General features: G+C 32.9%; 15 protein-coding genes. 9 read left to right on the top strand and 6 right to left on the bottom strand.

Annotation, left to right across the window (positions count from 1 at the left end; all coding sequences use genetic code 11):
* The first annotated feature begins 80 nt into the window (after positions 1 to 80).
* Entirely contained in the window at positions 81 to 1118 is a 1038-nt protein-coding gene (locus AACZ49_RS09160) for a ThuA domain-containing protein (RefSeq protein ID WP_339653795.1), read from the top strand.
* Between the two features lie 13 nt (positions 1119 to 1131).
* Here the strand turns inward: AACZ49_RS09160 and AACZ49_RS09155 are convergent, their stop codons facing one another.
* A complete protein-coding gene (locus tag AACZ49_RS09155; RefSeq protein ID WP_339653792.1) occupies positions 1132 to 1599 on the bottom strand; it encodes a nuclear transport factor 2 family protein in 468 nt (155 codons plus the stop codon).
* 130 nt (positions 1600 to 1729) lie between these two features.
* Between AACZ49_RS09155 and panB the strand changes: the two genes are divergently transcribed.
* The 4 genes from panB (at position 1730) to AACZ49_RS09135 (ending at position 4353) form a co-directional block, all read left to right on the top strand.
* Positions 1730 to 2548, top strand: coding sequence for a 3-methyl-2-oxobutanoate hydroxymethyltransferase (panB, locus tag AACZ49_RS09150; RefSeq protein ID WP_339653790.1), 819 nt, complete (start codon positions 1730 to 1732; stop codon positions 2546 to 2548).
* 11 nt (positions 2549 to 2559) lie between these two features.
* Positions 2560 to 3057 carry a signal peptidase II gene (gene lspA / locus AACZ49_RS09145; protein WP_339653787.1) on the top strand — a complete coding sequence of 166 codons (498 nt, stop codon included), beginning with the start codon at positions 2560 to 2562 and terminating at the stop codon, positions 3055 to 3057.
* A 42-nt stretch (positions 3058 to 3099) separates the two neighbouring features.
* Positions 3100 to 3798 (top strand): RNA pseudouridine synthase, encoded by a 699-nt coding sequence (locus AACZ49_RS09140; protein ID WP_339653785.1) that lies wholly within the window; start codon positions 3100 to 3102, stop codon positions 3796 to 3798.
* A gap of 285 nt (positions 3799 to 4083) precedes the next feature.
* Positions 4084 to 4353 (top strand): DUF4252 domain-containing protein, encoded by a 270-nt coding sequence (locus tag AACZ49_RS09135; RefSeq protein WP_339653782.1) that lies wholly within the window; start codon positions 4084 to 4086, stop codon positions 4351 to 4353.
* Here the strand turns inward: AACZ49_RS09135 and AACZ49_RS09130 are convergent.
* Both AACZ49_RS09130 and AACZ49_RS09125 read right to left on the bottom strand, forming a co-directional pair.
* The gene (locus AACZ49_RS09130) at positions 4350 to 5219 is read right to left on the bottom strand and encodes a DMT family transporter (RefSeq protein ID WP_339653779.1); all 870 of its coding nucleotides are present in this window, start codon (positions 5217 to 5219) and stop codon (positions 4350 to 4352) included. The two genes, AACZ49_RS09135 and AACZ49_RS09130, sit on opposite strands and share 4 nt — an antisense overlap.
* A gap of 16 nt (positions 5220 to 5235) precedes the next feature.
* Complete coding sequence (locus AACZ49_RS09125; protein ID WP_339653776.1) at positions 5236 to 6780, bottom strand: hypothetical protein; 1545 nt, start codon at positions 6778 to 6780, stop codon at positions 5236 to 5238.
* Between the two features lie 145 nt (positions 6781 to 6925).
* On the opposite strand from AACZ49_RS09125, the gene AACZ49_RS09120 reads away from it, so the two are divergent.
* Both AACZ49_RS09120 and leuB read left to right on the top strand, forming a co-directional pair.
* Positions 6926 to 8098, top strand: coding sequence for a 2-isopropylmalate synthase (locus AACZ49_RS09120; RefSeq protein WP_339653773.1), 1173 nt, complete (start codon positions 6926 to 6928; stop codon positions 8096 to 8098).
* Positions 8099 to 8105: 7 nt separating this feature from the next.
* Complete coding sequence (gene leuB, locus AACZ49_RS09115) at positions 8106 to 9224, top strand: 3-isopropylmalate dehydrogenase (protein ID WP_339653771.1); 1119 nt, start codon at positions 8106 to 8108, stop codon at positions 9222 to 9224.
* Between the two features lie 8 nt (positions 9225 to 9232).
* On the opposite strand, the gene AACZ49_RS09110 is transcribed toward leuB, so the two are convergent.
* A complete protein-coding gene (locus tag AACZ49_RS09110) occupies positions 9233 to 10459 on the bottom strand; it encodes a TlpA disulfide reductase family protein (RefSeq protein ID WP_339653769.1) in 1227 nt (408 codons plus the stop codon).
* A gap of 126 nt (positions 10460 to 10585) precedes the next feature.
* Between AACZ49_RS09110 and pheT the strand changes: the two genes are divergently transcribed.
* The gene (pheT, locus tag AACZ49_RS09105; protein ID WP_339653766.1) at positions 10586 to 13015 is read left to right on the top strand and encodes a phenylalanine--tRNA ligase subunit beta; all 2430 of its coding nucleotides are present in this window, start codon (positions 10586 to 10588) and stop codon (positions 13013 to 13015) included.
* On the opposite strand, the gene AACZ49_RS09100 is transcribed toward pheT, so the two are convergent.
* Entirely contained in the window at positions 13016 to 13588 is a 573-nt protein-coding gene (locus AACZ49_RS09100; protein WP_339653763.1) for a fasciclin domain-containing protein, read from the bottom strand.
* Between the two features lie 205 nt (positions 13589 to 13793).
* Here AACZ49_RS09100 and AACZ49_RS09095 point away from each other — a divergent pair, with 205 nt between their 5' ends.
* Positions 13794 to 14516 (top strand): hypothetical protein, encoded by a 723-nt coding sequence (locus AACZ49_RS09095; RefSeq protein ID WP_339653760.1) that lies wholly within the window; start codon positions 13794 to 13796, stop codon positions 14514 to 14516.
* Positions 14517 to 14642: 126 nt separating this feature from the next.
* On the opposite strand, the gene AACZ49_RS09090 is transcribed toward AACZ49_RS09095, so the two are convergent.
* A complete protein-coding gene (locus tag AACZ49_RS09090) occupies positions 14643 to 15005 on the bottom strand; it encodes a hypothetical protein (RefSeq protein ID WP_339653757.1) in 363 nt (120 codons plus the stop codon).
* Positions 15006 to 15601 lie beyond the last annotated feature (596 nt).

Genomic DNA, 15601 nt, shown 5'->3' with positions numbered 1-15601 from the left:
TGGTTTTGTTATCTTATATACTTCATGTACATTTAAAGTCAAATAATTATTTTATCCTTTTCAACTATAATATCACTCTCATGAAAAAACTGATGGCACTTTTAATATTTTGTTTAGTACTAATTTCTTGTGGAGAGAAAAAAAAAGAAGTTATAGAACAACCTCCAACAAAGCTTAAAGCATTAATTATCGATGGTCAAAACAATCACTATGTTTGGCCTAAGACCACTATGATGATGAAAGATTATTTAGAAGAGACAAATCTCTTCACAGTTGATATTCATCGAATGGATTCAGTATGGCTGGGTATTAAATATAATCAAACAAGACCAGAAGGGTATAGTTCTTTTATTGAATCACACCCATTAACAGATAAAACCTATAACATATCTGACAGCCCAATAAAAACATCTAATTTCACTCTTAATTTTAATGATTACAATGTTATTATTTCAAATTTGGGAGCAGAATCTCCTCTATGGCCAGAAAACACCAGAAAAGATTTTGAATCTTATATGGCAAATGGCGGTGGTTTTGTTGTTATTCATGCTGCTAATAATGCATGGGGAGAATGGGAAGAATTCAATAAAATGATTGGCTTAGGTGCTTGGGGAGGTCGCGACGAAAAATCAGGCCCTTACGTTTATTATAACGATGCTGGTGAAATTGTAAAAGATTCTACCGAGGGAGTATGTGGTTCTCATGGGCCTGAATATGAATTTCAATTAACTACCAGAGCATTAGAACATCCAATAATGAATGGTTTACCTAGCAATTGGTTACATACGCCAGATGAATTGTACGAACGTATGAGAGGACCTTTTGAGAATGCCATAATTTTAGCAACTGCCTTTGCCGATGTAGAGAAAAATGCACCACCATGGGATCCAACAGTAAAAGGTCTAGGTCAAAATGTTCCACAACTAATGGCCATCAACTATGGTAAAGGCCGTGTATTTCATTCTACTTTAGGTCATTTCGATTATTCAATGGAATGTGTAGGGTTTATAACCACATTGCAACGTGGCACTGAATGGGCAGCCACAGGTACAGTAACCCAAGAAATACCTAAAGATTTTCCAACTGCCGATAGTACCACATCAAGAGCGTGGAAATAATATAAATGAAATTCTATTCTGATAAAACTGAACAATCACTTTTTCTACGGGTATCTATTAAGTAAATTATTTTCCAAGTATTTTCTTCCCTAAAAAGTTGAAAAGAGTTTACTCCGCAATGATGGAATTCACTGTTAATCCAAAATTGGTAGGGTGTCCAGGCATTTGCCATATTTCCATCAATTTGAATAGAATAACTCATTATTCGTTCTTGAAAGTTTGTAGAATCTGGTATACTAGTGATTGATTTCACTAAATCGTCAAAATTTTCAGTTTTCAAAATAGGTTTCCCTTCTTTATCAACTCCAATTGTTTGTAATAGTATTGTTGGGTAAACCGTTTGCTTTATAGCAATTGAATCTTGGGCATGAAATGCATCGAAAAATTCAACGATGGTTTTCTTCACTTGTAATTCCTCTTCAGTCTGAGCAAACACAATCAAATTCATCAAACCAAAAATAAAAATTAAAGGTATTTTCATAGAAATAGTTTTTAATACTTACGTAATTTAATACAATTTGACCATAAACTAGCTTAAACCGTTATGGGTATTTCATCTATATTCTCATTAAAACTCCTTACTTTTATGGCGCTTAAACGAAAAAACAACTATGTCTACTGCTAAAAAAGAATATAAAAGAGTTACAGTGAAATCATTGGTAGATATGAAGAAGAACGGAGAAAAAATCTCTATGCTTACTTCATACGACTACTCTATGGCCAAAATTGTAGATGCCGCCAAAGTAGATGTCATCTTAGTAGGTGATTCTGCAAGTAATGTAATGGCAGGTCATGAAACTACATTGCCAATTACATTAGACCAAATGATATACCATGCCTCCTCTGTCATAAGAGCGGTCGAACGCGCATTGGTCGTGGTTGACTTACCATTTGGGAGCTATCAAAGTGACCCTAAAGAGGCCTTACGCTCTGCAATTCGAATTATGAAAGAAAGTGGTGCACATGCAGTAAAATTAGAAGGTGGCGCAGAAATAAAAGAATCGGTTAAAAGAATTTTAGCTGCTGGTATTCCAGTGATGGGTCATTTAGGATTAACCCCACAGTCTATTTATAAATTTGGAACTTATACAGTAAGGGCAAAAGAAGATGAAGAAGCCAGACAATTGATGGAAGATGCCCTATTACTTGAAAAATTAGGCTGTTTTGGTATCGTATTAGAAAAAATACCGGCAGAATTGACCAAAAAAGTTTCTGAAAGTCTCACTATACCTACAATTGGTATCGGTGGAGGAAAATATGCAGACGGACAAGTACTGGTAGTTCACGACCTTTTAGGAATGACTCACGAATTTAACCCACGTTTTTTACGAAGATATATGAATTTATATGAAGAAATGGGAAATGCCATTTCGAATTACGTAAGTGATGTAAAGAGTCAAGATTTTCCTAATGATGAAGAGCAGTACTAATTTCTATATTTATGAAAAGCACTAAAAACTTTTCTAAATTTTGGGTCCTAATAATTGTTTTGCTGATCGTTGGTTGTGACCAAGTATCGAAAGAATTAACCCGAAAAAAAGTGGAGCCTAGAGCATATATTTCGGTTATTGGAGAACATTTTATTCTAACCAATGTTGAAAATACCGGTGCAATGTTAGGCTTTGGACAGCACTTCCCTCCTATTGTAAAACGATTATTTTTACAAGGATTACCATTGCTAGTACTGCTAATACTACTATATAGAATCTTGAGTAAACCAAATTTAAACTTATTATTACTGATAGCCTTCGCATTGGTTATTGGTGGTGGTATAGGAAATCTAATAGACCGAATAGCACATGGTTCTGTTACCGATTTTTTTCAGATTAGATTAGGTTTCTTTCGAACAGGAATTTTTAATATTGCAGATGTAGCAGTAACAACTGGAGTTTTTATTCTTCTTTTTCTAATAGTAAGAGGAAAAAAGTTAACATTCTAGAAATATTCAATTCATTCAGCAATCAAATAACTCGAAAATATATTGTCAAATAAAGAACATTCTACAATAGATAATTTACAAGTACTTTTTGAGGATAATCATTTGATAATCATCAATAAACGACCTGGTGATATTGTGCAGGGAGACAAAACCGGCGATAAACCACTTAGCGATACCGTTAAGGCTTATTTAAAGAAGAAATACAACAAACCCGGCAATGTTTATTTAGGGGTTGTACACCGTTTAGACCGCCCAACATCGGGTATTGTGGTGTTTGCAAAAACTTCTAAAGCATTGCCTAGATTAAATAAAATGTTTGCAGAAAAAGAAGCTAAAAAAACGTACTGGGCCATCGTAAAAAATAGACCCGATGAACCAGAGAAAAGGCTGGTACATTGGATGAAGCGAAATACCAAACAAAATAAGTCTTATGCAAACAGTAAAGAAGTAAACGATAGTAAGAAAGCGATTTTAACCTACAGATCAATTAAGAAACTTGATAACTATTTCCTTTTAGAAATAGATCTTGAGACCGGAAGACACCATCAAATACGATCACAGTTAACCGCAATAGGTTGCCCTATAAAAGGTGATCTTAAATACGGATTCGATAGAAGTAACGAAAATGGCAGTATTCATTTACATGCCCGTAAATTAAAATTGATGCATCCGGTAAAAAAAGAATTGGTTGAAATTATTGCTCCTTTACCAAATGACCCTATATGGAATGCATGTCTTTAATTTCAATTTTAAACACCAAGCACATTGAAAATAATACGAAATTTTATTACCCTAAGCCTTTTACTTGTACTAAGTTCTTGTGGCAGCTACAATTCTATTGATACATTTTATAACGCACATTAGAATGATAATCAAGTTACTGCCGTTAGGGTACCTCAATTTATGCTCAGCATGATTAGTGAAATTTCACCTGAAATGCAGGCTCTAGTCGGCACAACTAAGGATTTGAGATACATGCAGTTTCCAAGTGTAACAGCAAGTAGAACTCAATTTCTGAACCAATAAATGAATGGTATTACCGAAAATTCATTTATTGACGTTTTTAGAAAAAATGACGAATTAAAACGCAATGTTGTTTCAATTCGTGAGAAAAAGAATTCAGTAAGAGAAATACTGATTTACAACAATGATAACCAAACTGGTTCATTTTTATATTTCAATGGTGATTTTGACCCCGTAAAGGTTCGTGAAATGGCTAAAGATGAGCAATTCACTGAATTTGGCAATAACATTATATTACATTTTGGAGCAAGTACACCAGGGATTAATAACTAAGATATTTTAGGTTGCTTATTAGAACGAACACTTTCTATAACTACGGAACTCAAAATTAGAATCCCACCTAAAATCGTGGTTCCTTTTGGTATTTCTGAAAGAAAAATAACTCCTATCAGAATTCCATAAACAGGTTGTATACCGCTGATTATACTTACGGTTGTTATTGTAAAATGTTTAAAAGTCATTAAGAATAAGGTATGCCCTATCGCTGTTGTTAATACTGCCAATGCCAACAATACTTGCCACTGACTTAAAATAACTTCAAAAGAAGTAGTAAAAAGAAAGGGTAAAAGTAAAATACCTGCGATTGCTGTTTGATATACCATGAGCATAGTTCCATTATATTTGGATACCTTTTTCTTTAAAATAATATTTCTAATAGCATAGGCCAACGCAGAAAGAAGTCCGAATGCTATCGCAATTGTATGTGAATTTTGAAAATCTAAATTCGGACTCAAAAAATACATACCTGTAAGTACTAAAAAAGCCAACAGCAAATGAATACGTTGAAATTTTGTCCCCAACATCAATGGCTCTAAAAATGCAGTAATTACGGGGTACGTGAACAAAGACAACATACCTATAGCTACACTAGAAAGTTTTAATGCATAAAAATAAGCGACCCAATGAACACACATTAAAAATCCGCTCAACAAGATTACTGGTATATCTATTCTCTTAATTTTAAAGGATATGTTTCTCCACCAGCAAAATAAAATCAAAACTAAAAAAGCCAATATAGCCCGCGCTCCAATAGTTATGGTAACAGGTAGTTGTACATATCTTCCCAAAGCACCCGAAGTAGCTATGAAGAAAACAGCTAAATTAATTTCTAATAAATGTTGAATGTGATTACTTTTCATTAATTAAGAACTTTCCTTAGCGTGATTTTGCCAAAGCCTTTTCCCTCATAATCTGAGAAACTGGCTTATTTTGCAAATGACTTTCTAACCAAGAAATAATATCTAAATATAAAAATGCCCTTTTCTCATAAGGATGATTTTCATATTTCTTCAATTCAACATATAACTTTTGAAACTCGGCCTTTAGTTGATTTGGATATATTCCACCAAGACTTCTTAAAAACTTGATCATTTCTTTTTGAACCGCATGCATATCGTCCATTTTCAAAAGAAACTTATACGTGCTTTTTAATTGAATCTCTAAATGATAGTCCATACCTGCTTCGTAATGGGCAACAAGACTTAAAACTCGCGCAAAACACATAAGGTCTTCGCGCATTTTCAGATTCTTATTCTCTATAATTTTCTTAAGATATTGAATACATGTTTTGTTATCGCCTACTCCAAAATAAAGACAAGCAATTTTGTAGTACAACACCATAATGTGATGTATATCAATTCTATCGCGATGTTTGTTAATACCATATTCTATGATTTTCACTAAATATAAACCCTTCTCAAATGTACCCTCCAGAAAATGCAAATTCAGTTTATTTGCATTGATATACATAAAGACTAAAGAATTAATATTGTCGTTATCAGGAAACTCTTTCTCCTTAATGGTATTCTCTAATCGCTCTAATACTTCCTTAAATTGAGAGCTATATTGAACAAAAAATAAAGACTCTAATAAATAGTGATTTCCCTTTAAAAAGAATACCGGGTTAAGGTATATCATTTCTTTATGCTCATAAAAAAGATCAACCCATTTACTCGCATATTTAAAACAAGACAAAAAATCTTGGGTTAAAAAACTATACCATAAGTATGCCTTATACAACCATAATTTCTCACGGAAGCCTAAATCTTCTATATTATAAAGTGGTAAATGGTCATTAAAGTAGGTTTTTACTTTTTGATAGTCTTCATCGCTACGTACGTAACCAACCTTCAACATCATTCCATATAACTGTAAAGAAAGGTTAGAAAGTTTGCTTGTCATTACATTATGGCCCGAAAGTTCTTTCGCTTGTAACGCAAGTTCATTTGCCCTATCAGGAATACTCCTTGTAATGTATTGTGTTTCAATTATTTTCTCTAACTCAACAATCTCATAAGCGATATTCTTTTCTTCATTTTCAATAGCCGTGGTTTTTACTTTATCTAGAATTTTTAAACTTTGTTTATATAATCCTTTTTGATAAAGAATTGTTGCAAAATCTAATTGCTCCCTTATTTGAACACGAATATTCTGGTTTACAGGGTTAAGACGTAAACTCACCAAAATCTGTTTGTAGAGGTGTGCTTTAAGGTTTGATAGTTGCGCTTTCTTAACTATCCCACTTTCTAGTATTATTTTCTCATCATAATGCTTAATTTTATCCAATAAATTAAATAGGGCTAAAAATTTAGCATCGGTATTCACTCCTAATCTGCCAACATAAAGCTTAAATTGACGTTTCTCAGATTTCGATAGTGATTTAACCAAAACGAATAAAGAATCTTTATGCGCATTTGTCATCGTAAAAAAAAGAGTTTAAATAATTCTAATTCAGTGTTTTATATACCTAAAAAAGTGTATTAACGTTGTAAATGACATAACGAAAATTATAGTTTTTGTGAATTAGGCAATATATTCGTTCTACGAGTAAAACTACGTAAATATAATGAGTAAAGATATAGTTCAAATATTTGACACGACCTTAAGAGATGGAGAGCAAGTTCCTGGCTGTAAATTAGACATGGAGCAAAAATTAGTTATTGCTGAACGTTTAGATCTACTGGGTGTAAATATCATTGAAGCTGGCTTTCCTGTTTCTAGTCCTGGTGACTTCAAATCTGTCGAAGCCATTGCTAAACTCGTTAAAAATGCTACAGTTTGTGGATTAACCCGTGCAGTGCGAAAAGATATTGAAGTAGCTGCTGAAGCATTGAAGTATGCTAAAATGCCAAGAATACACACAGGTATTGGTACTTCTGATTCTCATATAAAGTATAAATTCAATTCTAACAGAGATGCAATCGTTGAACGTGCTATTGCCGCAGTAAGTTATGCCAAAACCTTTGTAGAGGATGTTGAATTTTATGCTGAGGATGCAGGCCGTACAGATAATGAGTTTTTGGCTCGAGTATGCGAGGCTGTCATTAAAGCTGGTGCTACCGTCTTAAATATTCCTGACACAACTGGTTACTGCCTGCCAGATGAGTATGGAGCTAAAATGAAATATTTACGTGAAAATGTAAAAGGTATCGATAAAGCGATACTTTCCTGTCATTGTCATAATGATTTAGGATTAGCTACCGCAAATTCTATCGCAGGTGTTTTAAATGGTGCCAGACAAATAGAATGTACTATAAATGGAATCGGTGAACGAGCAGGAAATACTGCTTTAGAAGAAGTGGTCATGATTTTACGCCAACACCCAGACCTAAACTTAGATACTACTATTAATAGTAAACTACTTTATGATACAAGTCTAATGGTATCTCATAAAATGGGCATGATGGTACAGCCTAACAAAGCTATTGTTGGCGCAAATGCCTTCGCCCATAGTTCTGGTATTCATCAAGATGGTGTAATAAAAAATAGAGAAACTTACGAAATCATAGATCCGGCTGATGTTGGTGTAACCGAATCATCGATCGTATTGACAGCACGTAGTGGAAGAGCTGCTTTAGCATATCGCGCCAAAATTGTTGGTTATGAACTTACCAAAACACAATTAGATTTAGTTTACGAAGAGTTTTTACAGTATGCAGATTCTAGAAAAGAAGTGAAAGACAATGATATTCATCAAATTATTGAAGCATCGAATATTGATATACAAAGTATTAGCTAATTAAATTATGCATTTAAATATTGCTGTTTTAGAAGGAGACGGAATTGGACCAGAAGTTGTTGCACAATCTATTAAGTGCCTTCGTTCTGTAGAAGAAACCTTTGGTCATAGCTTTACCTTCAAAAAAGGCTTAATTGGTGCTTCAGCAATTAAAAAAACTGGAAATCCTCTTCCAAAAGAAACGTTAGATCTTTGCAAAAAAGCGGATGCAATACTTTTTGGAGCTTTAGGATTACCCGAATTTGATGATAACCCTAAGTCTAAAGTTTGGCCTGAACAAGGATTATTAAGATTACGAAAAGAGCTAGGCCTTTTTGCTAATATTAGACCGGTAAAAGTCTTTCCATCATTAGTAAAACAATCTCCATTACCTAAAGCTAGTGTTCAAAACACAGATTTGGTTATTTTCAGAGAATTGTCTGGTGGCATATATTACGGTGATAAATCTATTAGTGAGGACCAAAGCTCCGCTACCGATACATGTACATATACTGAAGCGGAAATAAGTAGAATTACTCACTTAGCTTTTAAATCGGCCAGATCTAGAAAAAAGAAAGTTACGCTAGTTGACAAAGCTAATGTTCTTGAAACATCGCGTCTTTGGAGACGTGTTGTACGTTCCATTTCAGAAAGCTATCCAGATGTTGTGTTAGATTGTCTTTTTATAGATAATGCTGCCGTACAAATGATTTTAAACCCCTCTCAATTCGATGTTATCTTAACAGACAATATGTTCGGTGATATTCTATCTGATCAAGGCAGTGTAATAGCAGGCTCTATTGGGTTACTCCCATCTGCTTCGATAGGATCAGAACATGCAATGTTCGAACCAATACATGGTTCTTACCCAGATGCAAAAGGTAAAAATATTGCAAATCCGGTAGCTTCTATATTAAGTATGGCTATGCTATTGCAACATTTTAAGTTGAATGAAGAATCTGATGCCGTTGTAGCTGCAGTTTTAAAATCATTCTCCAAAAAAATTGTTACTCCAGATATTTTAGGAAGTTCTAAGTATGGAACTAATTATGTCGGTGATTTCATCGCAGATAATATCATGGAATTAGATGGTACCTTTACTATGAATGATGAGAATATTGGTTTAGGAAAGTCTACAATAATTTAAAATCAATACTACTTCTCATTTAATAAATCAGTGACCAACTGGTTAAAATTCTTCTTAAACTCAATAAATTTATCACCTGTAGCCGGACCATTAAATCCTGTATGAATTTTTCGAACCTTCCCCTTTTTGTCAATAAATATAGTAGTAGGGAATGATAAAACATGATTCAACATTGGTAATTTTTGCTGTGCTTCCACTTTATCTACCGAACCAAATTGGGCTAATAAGATTGGATATGTAAGTCCAATTCTGTCCTTTAAACGCTCAATACCTTTAAATGCCTTTTCCTTTGTTTTTGCCGATTCGAATGCTAAGCCAATAACTTTAAGGTTTTCATTTTCATTAAGATAGTTCACTAAAAATTTACTTTCATCTAAACAATTAGGGCACCAAGTACCCATTAACTGCACAATGACTACTTTATTTTGATATTCATCATCATTTAACGAAACCATATTTCCATTGGACTCTGGAAATGTAAAAGCTAGCCTATCGTAACCCTCATTTATAAATGTTAAAGAATCGGGATCAGGTAACTCGTAACCATCATTTCTAATCGACACAAATGGTTCTTTAAAATGATTGCCCGAATAAAAAATTCCGGTCATACTTGAATCTGTAACTTTTGCCGTGAATAAAAAAGCATGAGCTCCATCGAATGCAGATAATTTTAATGAATCACCATCCATAATACCGTCTAAATAACGGTAGTCGCCTGTAGTTGTTCTAAACGTACCAGTTACACGATTTTTATTTTGCAAAAAAATTCCTTTACCTATGTATTCTTCGTTCGAATGTGGACTAAAATAAGTCTCCCATATACCTGATACATCTTTGTTGTTCTTTTTAGTTTCGGAATCAAATCTATCCTCTATTCCATATATTGCTTTAAAAGGAACAATCCTATCCAAACTTTCCTTAATGAACTGCCCTTTTATTTCTTTGTCGGTAAACGTTCCTGCTAAATATCCTTCAAATACAGGTGTTTTTATAATAATCGAATCACCATTAGTAACTATTTCATCAATTTCTATAACTTCTTCTGCATTTATTATTTGCATGGTATATGAACTATTTTTCTTTTTATTAACCCGAAGGTTAAAAGGTAGCACTTGAAAGTCCATCACATCAAGTTCAACGCGCCATACACCTTCTTTTAAAATGGGATTTCGATTTTTTTCTTCACAAGAAACTAAAAGCATAAAAATAATAAGTAAAGCAAAACTTAATCTCATATTCGTAAATGATTTAATTTTCAATAAACGATTTAAATATTACAATTAAAAATTTAAATAAACACTTCGTAGCTTATTGAATGTATACGGGCATTGTTTTATATTTGCGCCCTATAAAATATTTTAATGAAAATATCATATAACTGGTTAAAACAGTTCATACAAATAGATTGGGATTCCCAAAAAACGGGTGAACTATTAACTGATTTAGGATTAGAAGTAGAAGGTGTTGAAAAATTCGAATCTGTAAAAGGCGGATTGAAAGGAATTGTTGTTGGTCATGTTATAAGTTGTGAAAAACACGCCAACGCTGATAAATTGAATGTCACTACTGTAGATATAGGTTCTGGCACTCCACTTCAGATTGTTTGTGGAGCTAAAAACGTAGCAGCAGGACAAAAAGTTCCTGTAGCCACAATAGGCACTACACTTTATACGGCTGATGGCGAAGCTTGGAAGATTAAGAAAGGTAAAATTCGAGGTGAAGAAAGCCATGGAATGATTTGCGCAGAAGATGAAATTGGACTTGGAACCAGTCATGATGGCATTATGGTTTTAGACAACGATTTAATTGTAGGTACTCCTTGCGCAGAGATTTTTGATATTGAAGAGGATGAAGTATTTGAAATAGGACTTACCCCTAACAGAGCAGATGCAATGAGCCATTTTGGTGTGGCAAGAGATTTAAAAGCTGGACTAAAACAAAAAGAAATCTTAAAGGAGTTGATAACTCCTTCAACCAGTCATTTTAATATAAATGACCGTTCATTGAAAATAGATGTAGATGTAAAAAATTCTACGTTGGCACCTCGATATTGTGGTGTTACGCTTAGTAATTTAATTGTACAACCCTCCCCTGCTTGGCTTAAAAATAGACTTAAGGCAATAGGTATAACTCCAAAGAACAATGTTGTTGACGCTACTAATTATGTATTACATGAATTAGGACAACCTTTACATGCATTTGATGCCGCAAAAATAAAAGGAAATAAAATCGTTATTCAAACATTACCAAAAGGCACCAAATTTGTAACGCTAGATGGGATTGAACGAATTTTAAGTGAAGATGATTTAATGATATGTGATGCCGAAAAACCCATGTGTTTAGCAGGAGTATTTGGCGGACTTGGTTCGGGAGTGACAGAGGAGACTACTTCGATATTTTTAGAAAGTGCTTATTTTAATCCGGTTTCGATAAGAAAATCAGCTAAAAGACATGCATTAAATACCGATGCCTCTTTTAGATTTGAACGTGGCATTGATATTGAAAATGTTGAGTATAGCCTAAAACGTGCTGCCTTGTTGATTAAGGAGATTGCTGGTGGTGAAATTACTTCCGATATTATAGACCTTTATCCAAATAAAACATCAAACTTTGAAGTGTTTTTAGGTTTTGAGAAGATTAATAAGCTAATCGGACAGGAAATTCCTCAAGATACTATTAAATCGATATTGGCTTCGCTAGATATTAAAGTAAAAAATGTAACGGAAGCCGGTATGGGTCTTGAAGTGCCTTCTTATCGTGTTGATGTGCAAAGACAAGTCGATGTTATTGAGGAAATTTTACGAATTTATGGGTATAACAATATAGCATTTAGTGAAAAATTAAATGCTTCAGTATCTACGACCTCACCTATTGAAGACCATAAAATCCAAACAACTATTGGGAATGTTTTGGCAGCGAAAGGTTATTTTGAAATATTAACCAATAGCCTTACGAATCCTGATTATGGTAAACTTTTAGGGCCTGAAGAAGACGAGAACAAATCGATTGAAATTATAAATCCATTAAGTGGAGATTTGTCTGTATTACGCAAAGCTTCATTATTTTCTGCTTTAGAAACAGCCAGTTATAATATAAATAGAAAAAGAGGCAATCTTAAATTATTTGAATTTGGAAAAACATATCATACTAAAGATGGTAAAAGAATTGAACCAAAATACTTAAGCATTTTACTATCAGGTTATTCTATTCAAGATAGTTGGACGAACAAAGCAGTAGCAACTAATTTTTTTGAATTGAAAGCGATTGTAAAAACTATTTTAATTCGATTAGGTTTAGACAACTTAAAAAGCGAACCAACTTCTACTACCCTTTTTTCTGAAGGTTTGAGCTTTACTTATCAAAAAAATAACTTGGTTTCTTTCGGGTTGATAAAAAAATCAATCCTGAAAAAATTCGATATTAAACAAGATATTTTATTTGCCGATTTCAAATGGGATGTAATTTTGAATCAACTTTCTAACACTCCAATTCTTTTCAAAGAAATTCCGAAATACCCTGAAGTAAAAAGGGATTTTGCATTATTATTAGACGAAAAATCTACCTATAGAGAACTATATGATTTAGCCTATAGTGCAGAACGTAAGTTTTTGAAGGATATGACTCTTTTTGATGTGTATGAAGGTAAAAATTTGCCTGAAGGTAAAAAATCATATGCTGTTAGTTTTACTTTACAAGATGATAAAAGCACGTTGACAGAAAAGCAAATAGAAAAGATAATGTCTAAGTTACAAGCTACGTACGAAACTCAGCTCAATGCTACCCTGCGGTAATTAAAACATTTTATAAGGCATAAAAACGGTATCAATTTCATGGATAATACCATTGGATTGGTTTGAATCTGCAGTAACAATAACAGCTTGGTTGCCTGATTTATCGGTTAATACGATATCGATACCGTTCATTGTAGCTGTTATCTTATCCCCTTGCATAGTAGTAAACTTTGCGGTACCATTACCTCGGCACATCGCTTTTAAAATGGTTGAAGCAGAAAGTTTTTCTGCAATTATGTGATATGAAAGTATATCTCTTAATGCTTTATTATTCTTTGGGTCGTTTAAATTATCGATTGTAATTTTAGAAAGTTTCTCGAACGCAAGGTTAGATGGTGCAAAAACGGTAAACCTACCTTTATAGCCTAGAACCTTATCTAAATTTGCAGCTTTCAATACCCTCATTAGAGTGGAATGATTTTCAAATGATGAGGTTCTTTCTATTATCGATTTTTCTGAAGTAGAAAATTTTGATTCTGCAGGCTTTACCTGTGTTACTTTATTATCCTGTGCATAAGATAAAAATCCATAAAACAGGACACACAAGTACACGAGGGATGTCCATTTTTTCATATAATCAGTTCTAAAAGGGCAAATTTTTCAAAAATCGACAAATTGAACGATTTCATCGTCAAAATACAATATCAAATAATATACACCTATGCTAAATTAGCTGATATCTAATTTTTAACATTTTATTAACTTTTAATTGGATTAAACAAGATTTAATCAAATTCTTTAAATAGCTAACTTTGAATGTATTGTTTAAAAAAAAGACATGTTACTACCTAAAACTAACATAGAAAAAAAACTTACTAAAACGAAATTATCTCGAGATATATCAGAAAAAGATAGACTTAAAGAGGTATACCTCTTATTTTCCAACTTAGATAATGAGTTGGAACGTATCGAGGAAAATATCACCACTAGCATTGGTACGCCGAACAATAACTTTAATATTAATTTATTAGATAACTCTAGAATATACCATATAAACGACATTAAGAAAATTTGCATCGATTACCGATTACGTTTTTTAGATGCTAAATATTTTAAAGGAGAAATTCCAGCCGAAGCATTATCAAAAATAAAAAACTTAGAAAAGGAGCACGATTTAAAACTAAAAGGGTTTAAAATTATAGCACCTTCTAAACTTTTTAAGTTAGAAGATAAAGATGACCCTTTACTTTTTGCCCCAATCGGGAATGGCTATCATTATCTAATTCACCAGTGGGGAAATGATTTACATCCTCTAAGAAAAATGTTAATGTGGCCATTTAAGGGCATGGTAAACTTAGCTATCTTAGTCTTAATTCTTAGTTTCCTGGCTACACTTTTAATACCTGATGGACTCTTTTCCAAATCTAATTCTACAACAGAGTTCTTGATTATTAATTTCTTTATGTTCAAGTGCATTGCTTCAGTGGTAATATTTTATGGCTTTGCATTAGGTAAGAACTTTAATCCTGCAATTTGGAACAGCAAGTATTTTAATAGTTGAGCAATCGCTTTTTTAATTCACAAAAATATTCTGTGGAATGCCTTCTAAATCAAAATTGTCAATTATATTAAAATTTGGTGCAGGTGTTATTCTTAAGATTCCTGCTTTGTTCAATTCCCCTTTCTTTTAATAACCAATAAGCATATAATTATTTAGCCCATCATAACCAATAGAAGTTGTAGAAGCAATTTTATATTTAACATTCAATTCAGAATGGGATAAGAAATTTTCAAACAAATAAACAACCTTATTATTAGTTTGAAAATCATAAATAGCCGGTACCATATCTATCCTTGAGTTTGGCATTGCCTTTTGAAAATACATTTTACCACTAGAATCCACTAATGAATCGTCAGTGGTTAAAAAATTAGGCGCAGTATTATCACCATACCAAGTATATGTTTTATCTAAAGAAACAGCGTCTATAATAGTATGCAATTCTGGGTAGCTAATTATTACTTGTTCAGAACTGTTCTTAAAAAGCTTCATAGGATTGTATCCTAAATCTATCTCAATAATTTGTTGATTCGTAATATATCGAACACCAAAAAATGATACTCATCTGTAATATATTCATTTAAAGTTAAAACAAATAATCTGTCTAATGAGGTGATTAAGTCAAACGGTTTTTTATCTAATAAGATTTCTATATAATTATCTATGTTGCTACTTAAGGAGATAATCCTCACTACGTTTTGCTTATCTTTTCCCGGAAGCTCTCGTTCGTAGGCTATAAAAATTAACTCGGCTGTATGCGTAATTGCAGCAACTTCTATTGGGCAAGGGTCTAAATCTTTAAAACTTTATTTGAAATGGCGGTATTACTCACAGCATCATATAACTGTACACTGGCCTCACAATTGTTTTTATAATAAAACTGATTTTATCCGAATCACGAAATTTCACATAATTGGAAGAAATATCGATGAAAGAAGCAACTGAATTTTTCACAAAATTCATCATCCGAAGTTCCAAGAACAACAGCATTCAATTTACTGCTACTACTCAAAAACACAGTCTAATTTGCAGGCACTTCATTAGCTATTTTTTCAGAATTTTCTTCTAAAAATTTTTCGCATGCAATG

It is taken from the genome of uncultured Maribacter sp., from assembly GCF_963975365.1.
Lineage (GTDB): Bacteria > Bacteroidota > Bacteroidia > Flavobacteriales > Flavobacteriaceae > Maribacter.
Note: the sequence above shows the minus strand (reverse complement) of the source record. Positions and strands in the feature narration are given on the sequence as shown.

What these genes read in the sequence shown, in the direction of transcription:
- AACZ49_RS09135 (WP_339653782.1), top strand. Translation starts at nt 4,084, where the DNA reads ATGAATGGTATTACCGAAAATTCATTTATTGACGTTTTTAGAAAAAAT.
- AACZ49_RS09155 (WP_339653792.1), bottom strand. Translation starts at nt 1,599, where the DNA reads ATGAAAATACCTTTAATTTTTATTTTTGGTTTGATGAATTTGATTGTG.
- pheT (WP_339653766.1), top strand. Translation starts at nt 10,586, where the DNA reads ATGAAAATATCATATAACTGGTTAAAACAGTTCATACAAATAGATTGG.
- AACZ49_RS09130 (WP_339653779.1), bottom strand. Translation starts at nt 5,219, where the DNA reads ATGAAAAGTAATCACATTCAACATTTATTAGAAATTAATTTAGCTGTT.
- panB (WP_339653790.1), top strand. Translation starts at nt 1,730, where the DNA reads ATGTCTACTGCTAAAAAAGAATATAAAAGAGTTACAGTGAAATCATTG.
- leuB (WP_339653771.1), top strand. Translation starts at nt 8,106, where the DNA reads ATGCATTTAAATATTGCTGTTTTAGAAGGAGACGGAATTGGACCAGAA.
- lspA (WP_339653787.1), top strand. Translation starts at nt 2,560, where the DNA reads ATGAAAAGCACTAAAAACTTTTCTAAATTTTGGGTCCTAATAATTGTT.
- AACZ49_RS09160 (WP_339653795.1), top strand. Translation starts at nt 81, where the DNA reads ATGAAAAAACTGATGGCACTTTTAATATTTTGTTTAGTACTAATTTCT.
- AACZ49_RS09100 (WP_339653763.1), bottom strand. Translation starts at nt 13,588, where the DNA reads ATGAAAAAATGGACATCCCTCGTGTACTTGTGTGTCCTGTTTTATGGA.
- AACZ49_RS09125 (WP_339653776.1), bottom strand. Translation starts at nt 6,780, where the DNA reads ATGACAAATGCGCATAAAGATTCTTTATTCGTTTTGGTTAAATCACTA.
- AACZ49_RS09110 (WP_339653769.1), bottom strand. Translation starts at nt 10,459, where the DNA reads ATGAGATTAAGTTTTGCTTTACTTATTATTTTTATGCTTTTAGTTTCT.
- AACZ49_RS09095 (WP_339653760.1), top strand. Translation starts at nt 13,794, where the DNA reads ATGTTACTACCTAAAACTAACATAGAAAAAAAACTTACTAAAACGAAA.
- AACZ49_RS09090 (WP_339653757.1), bottom strand. Translation starts at nt 15,005, where the DNA reads ATGAAGCTTTTTAAGAACAGTTCTGAACAAGTAATAATTAGCTACCCA.
- AACZ49_RS09120 (WP_339653773.1), top strand. Translation starts at nt 6,926, where the DNA reads ATGAGTAAAGATATAGTTCAAATATTTGACACGACCTTAAGAGATGGA.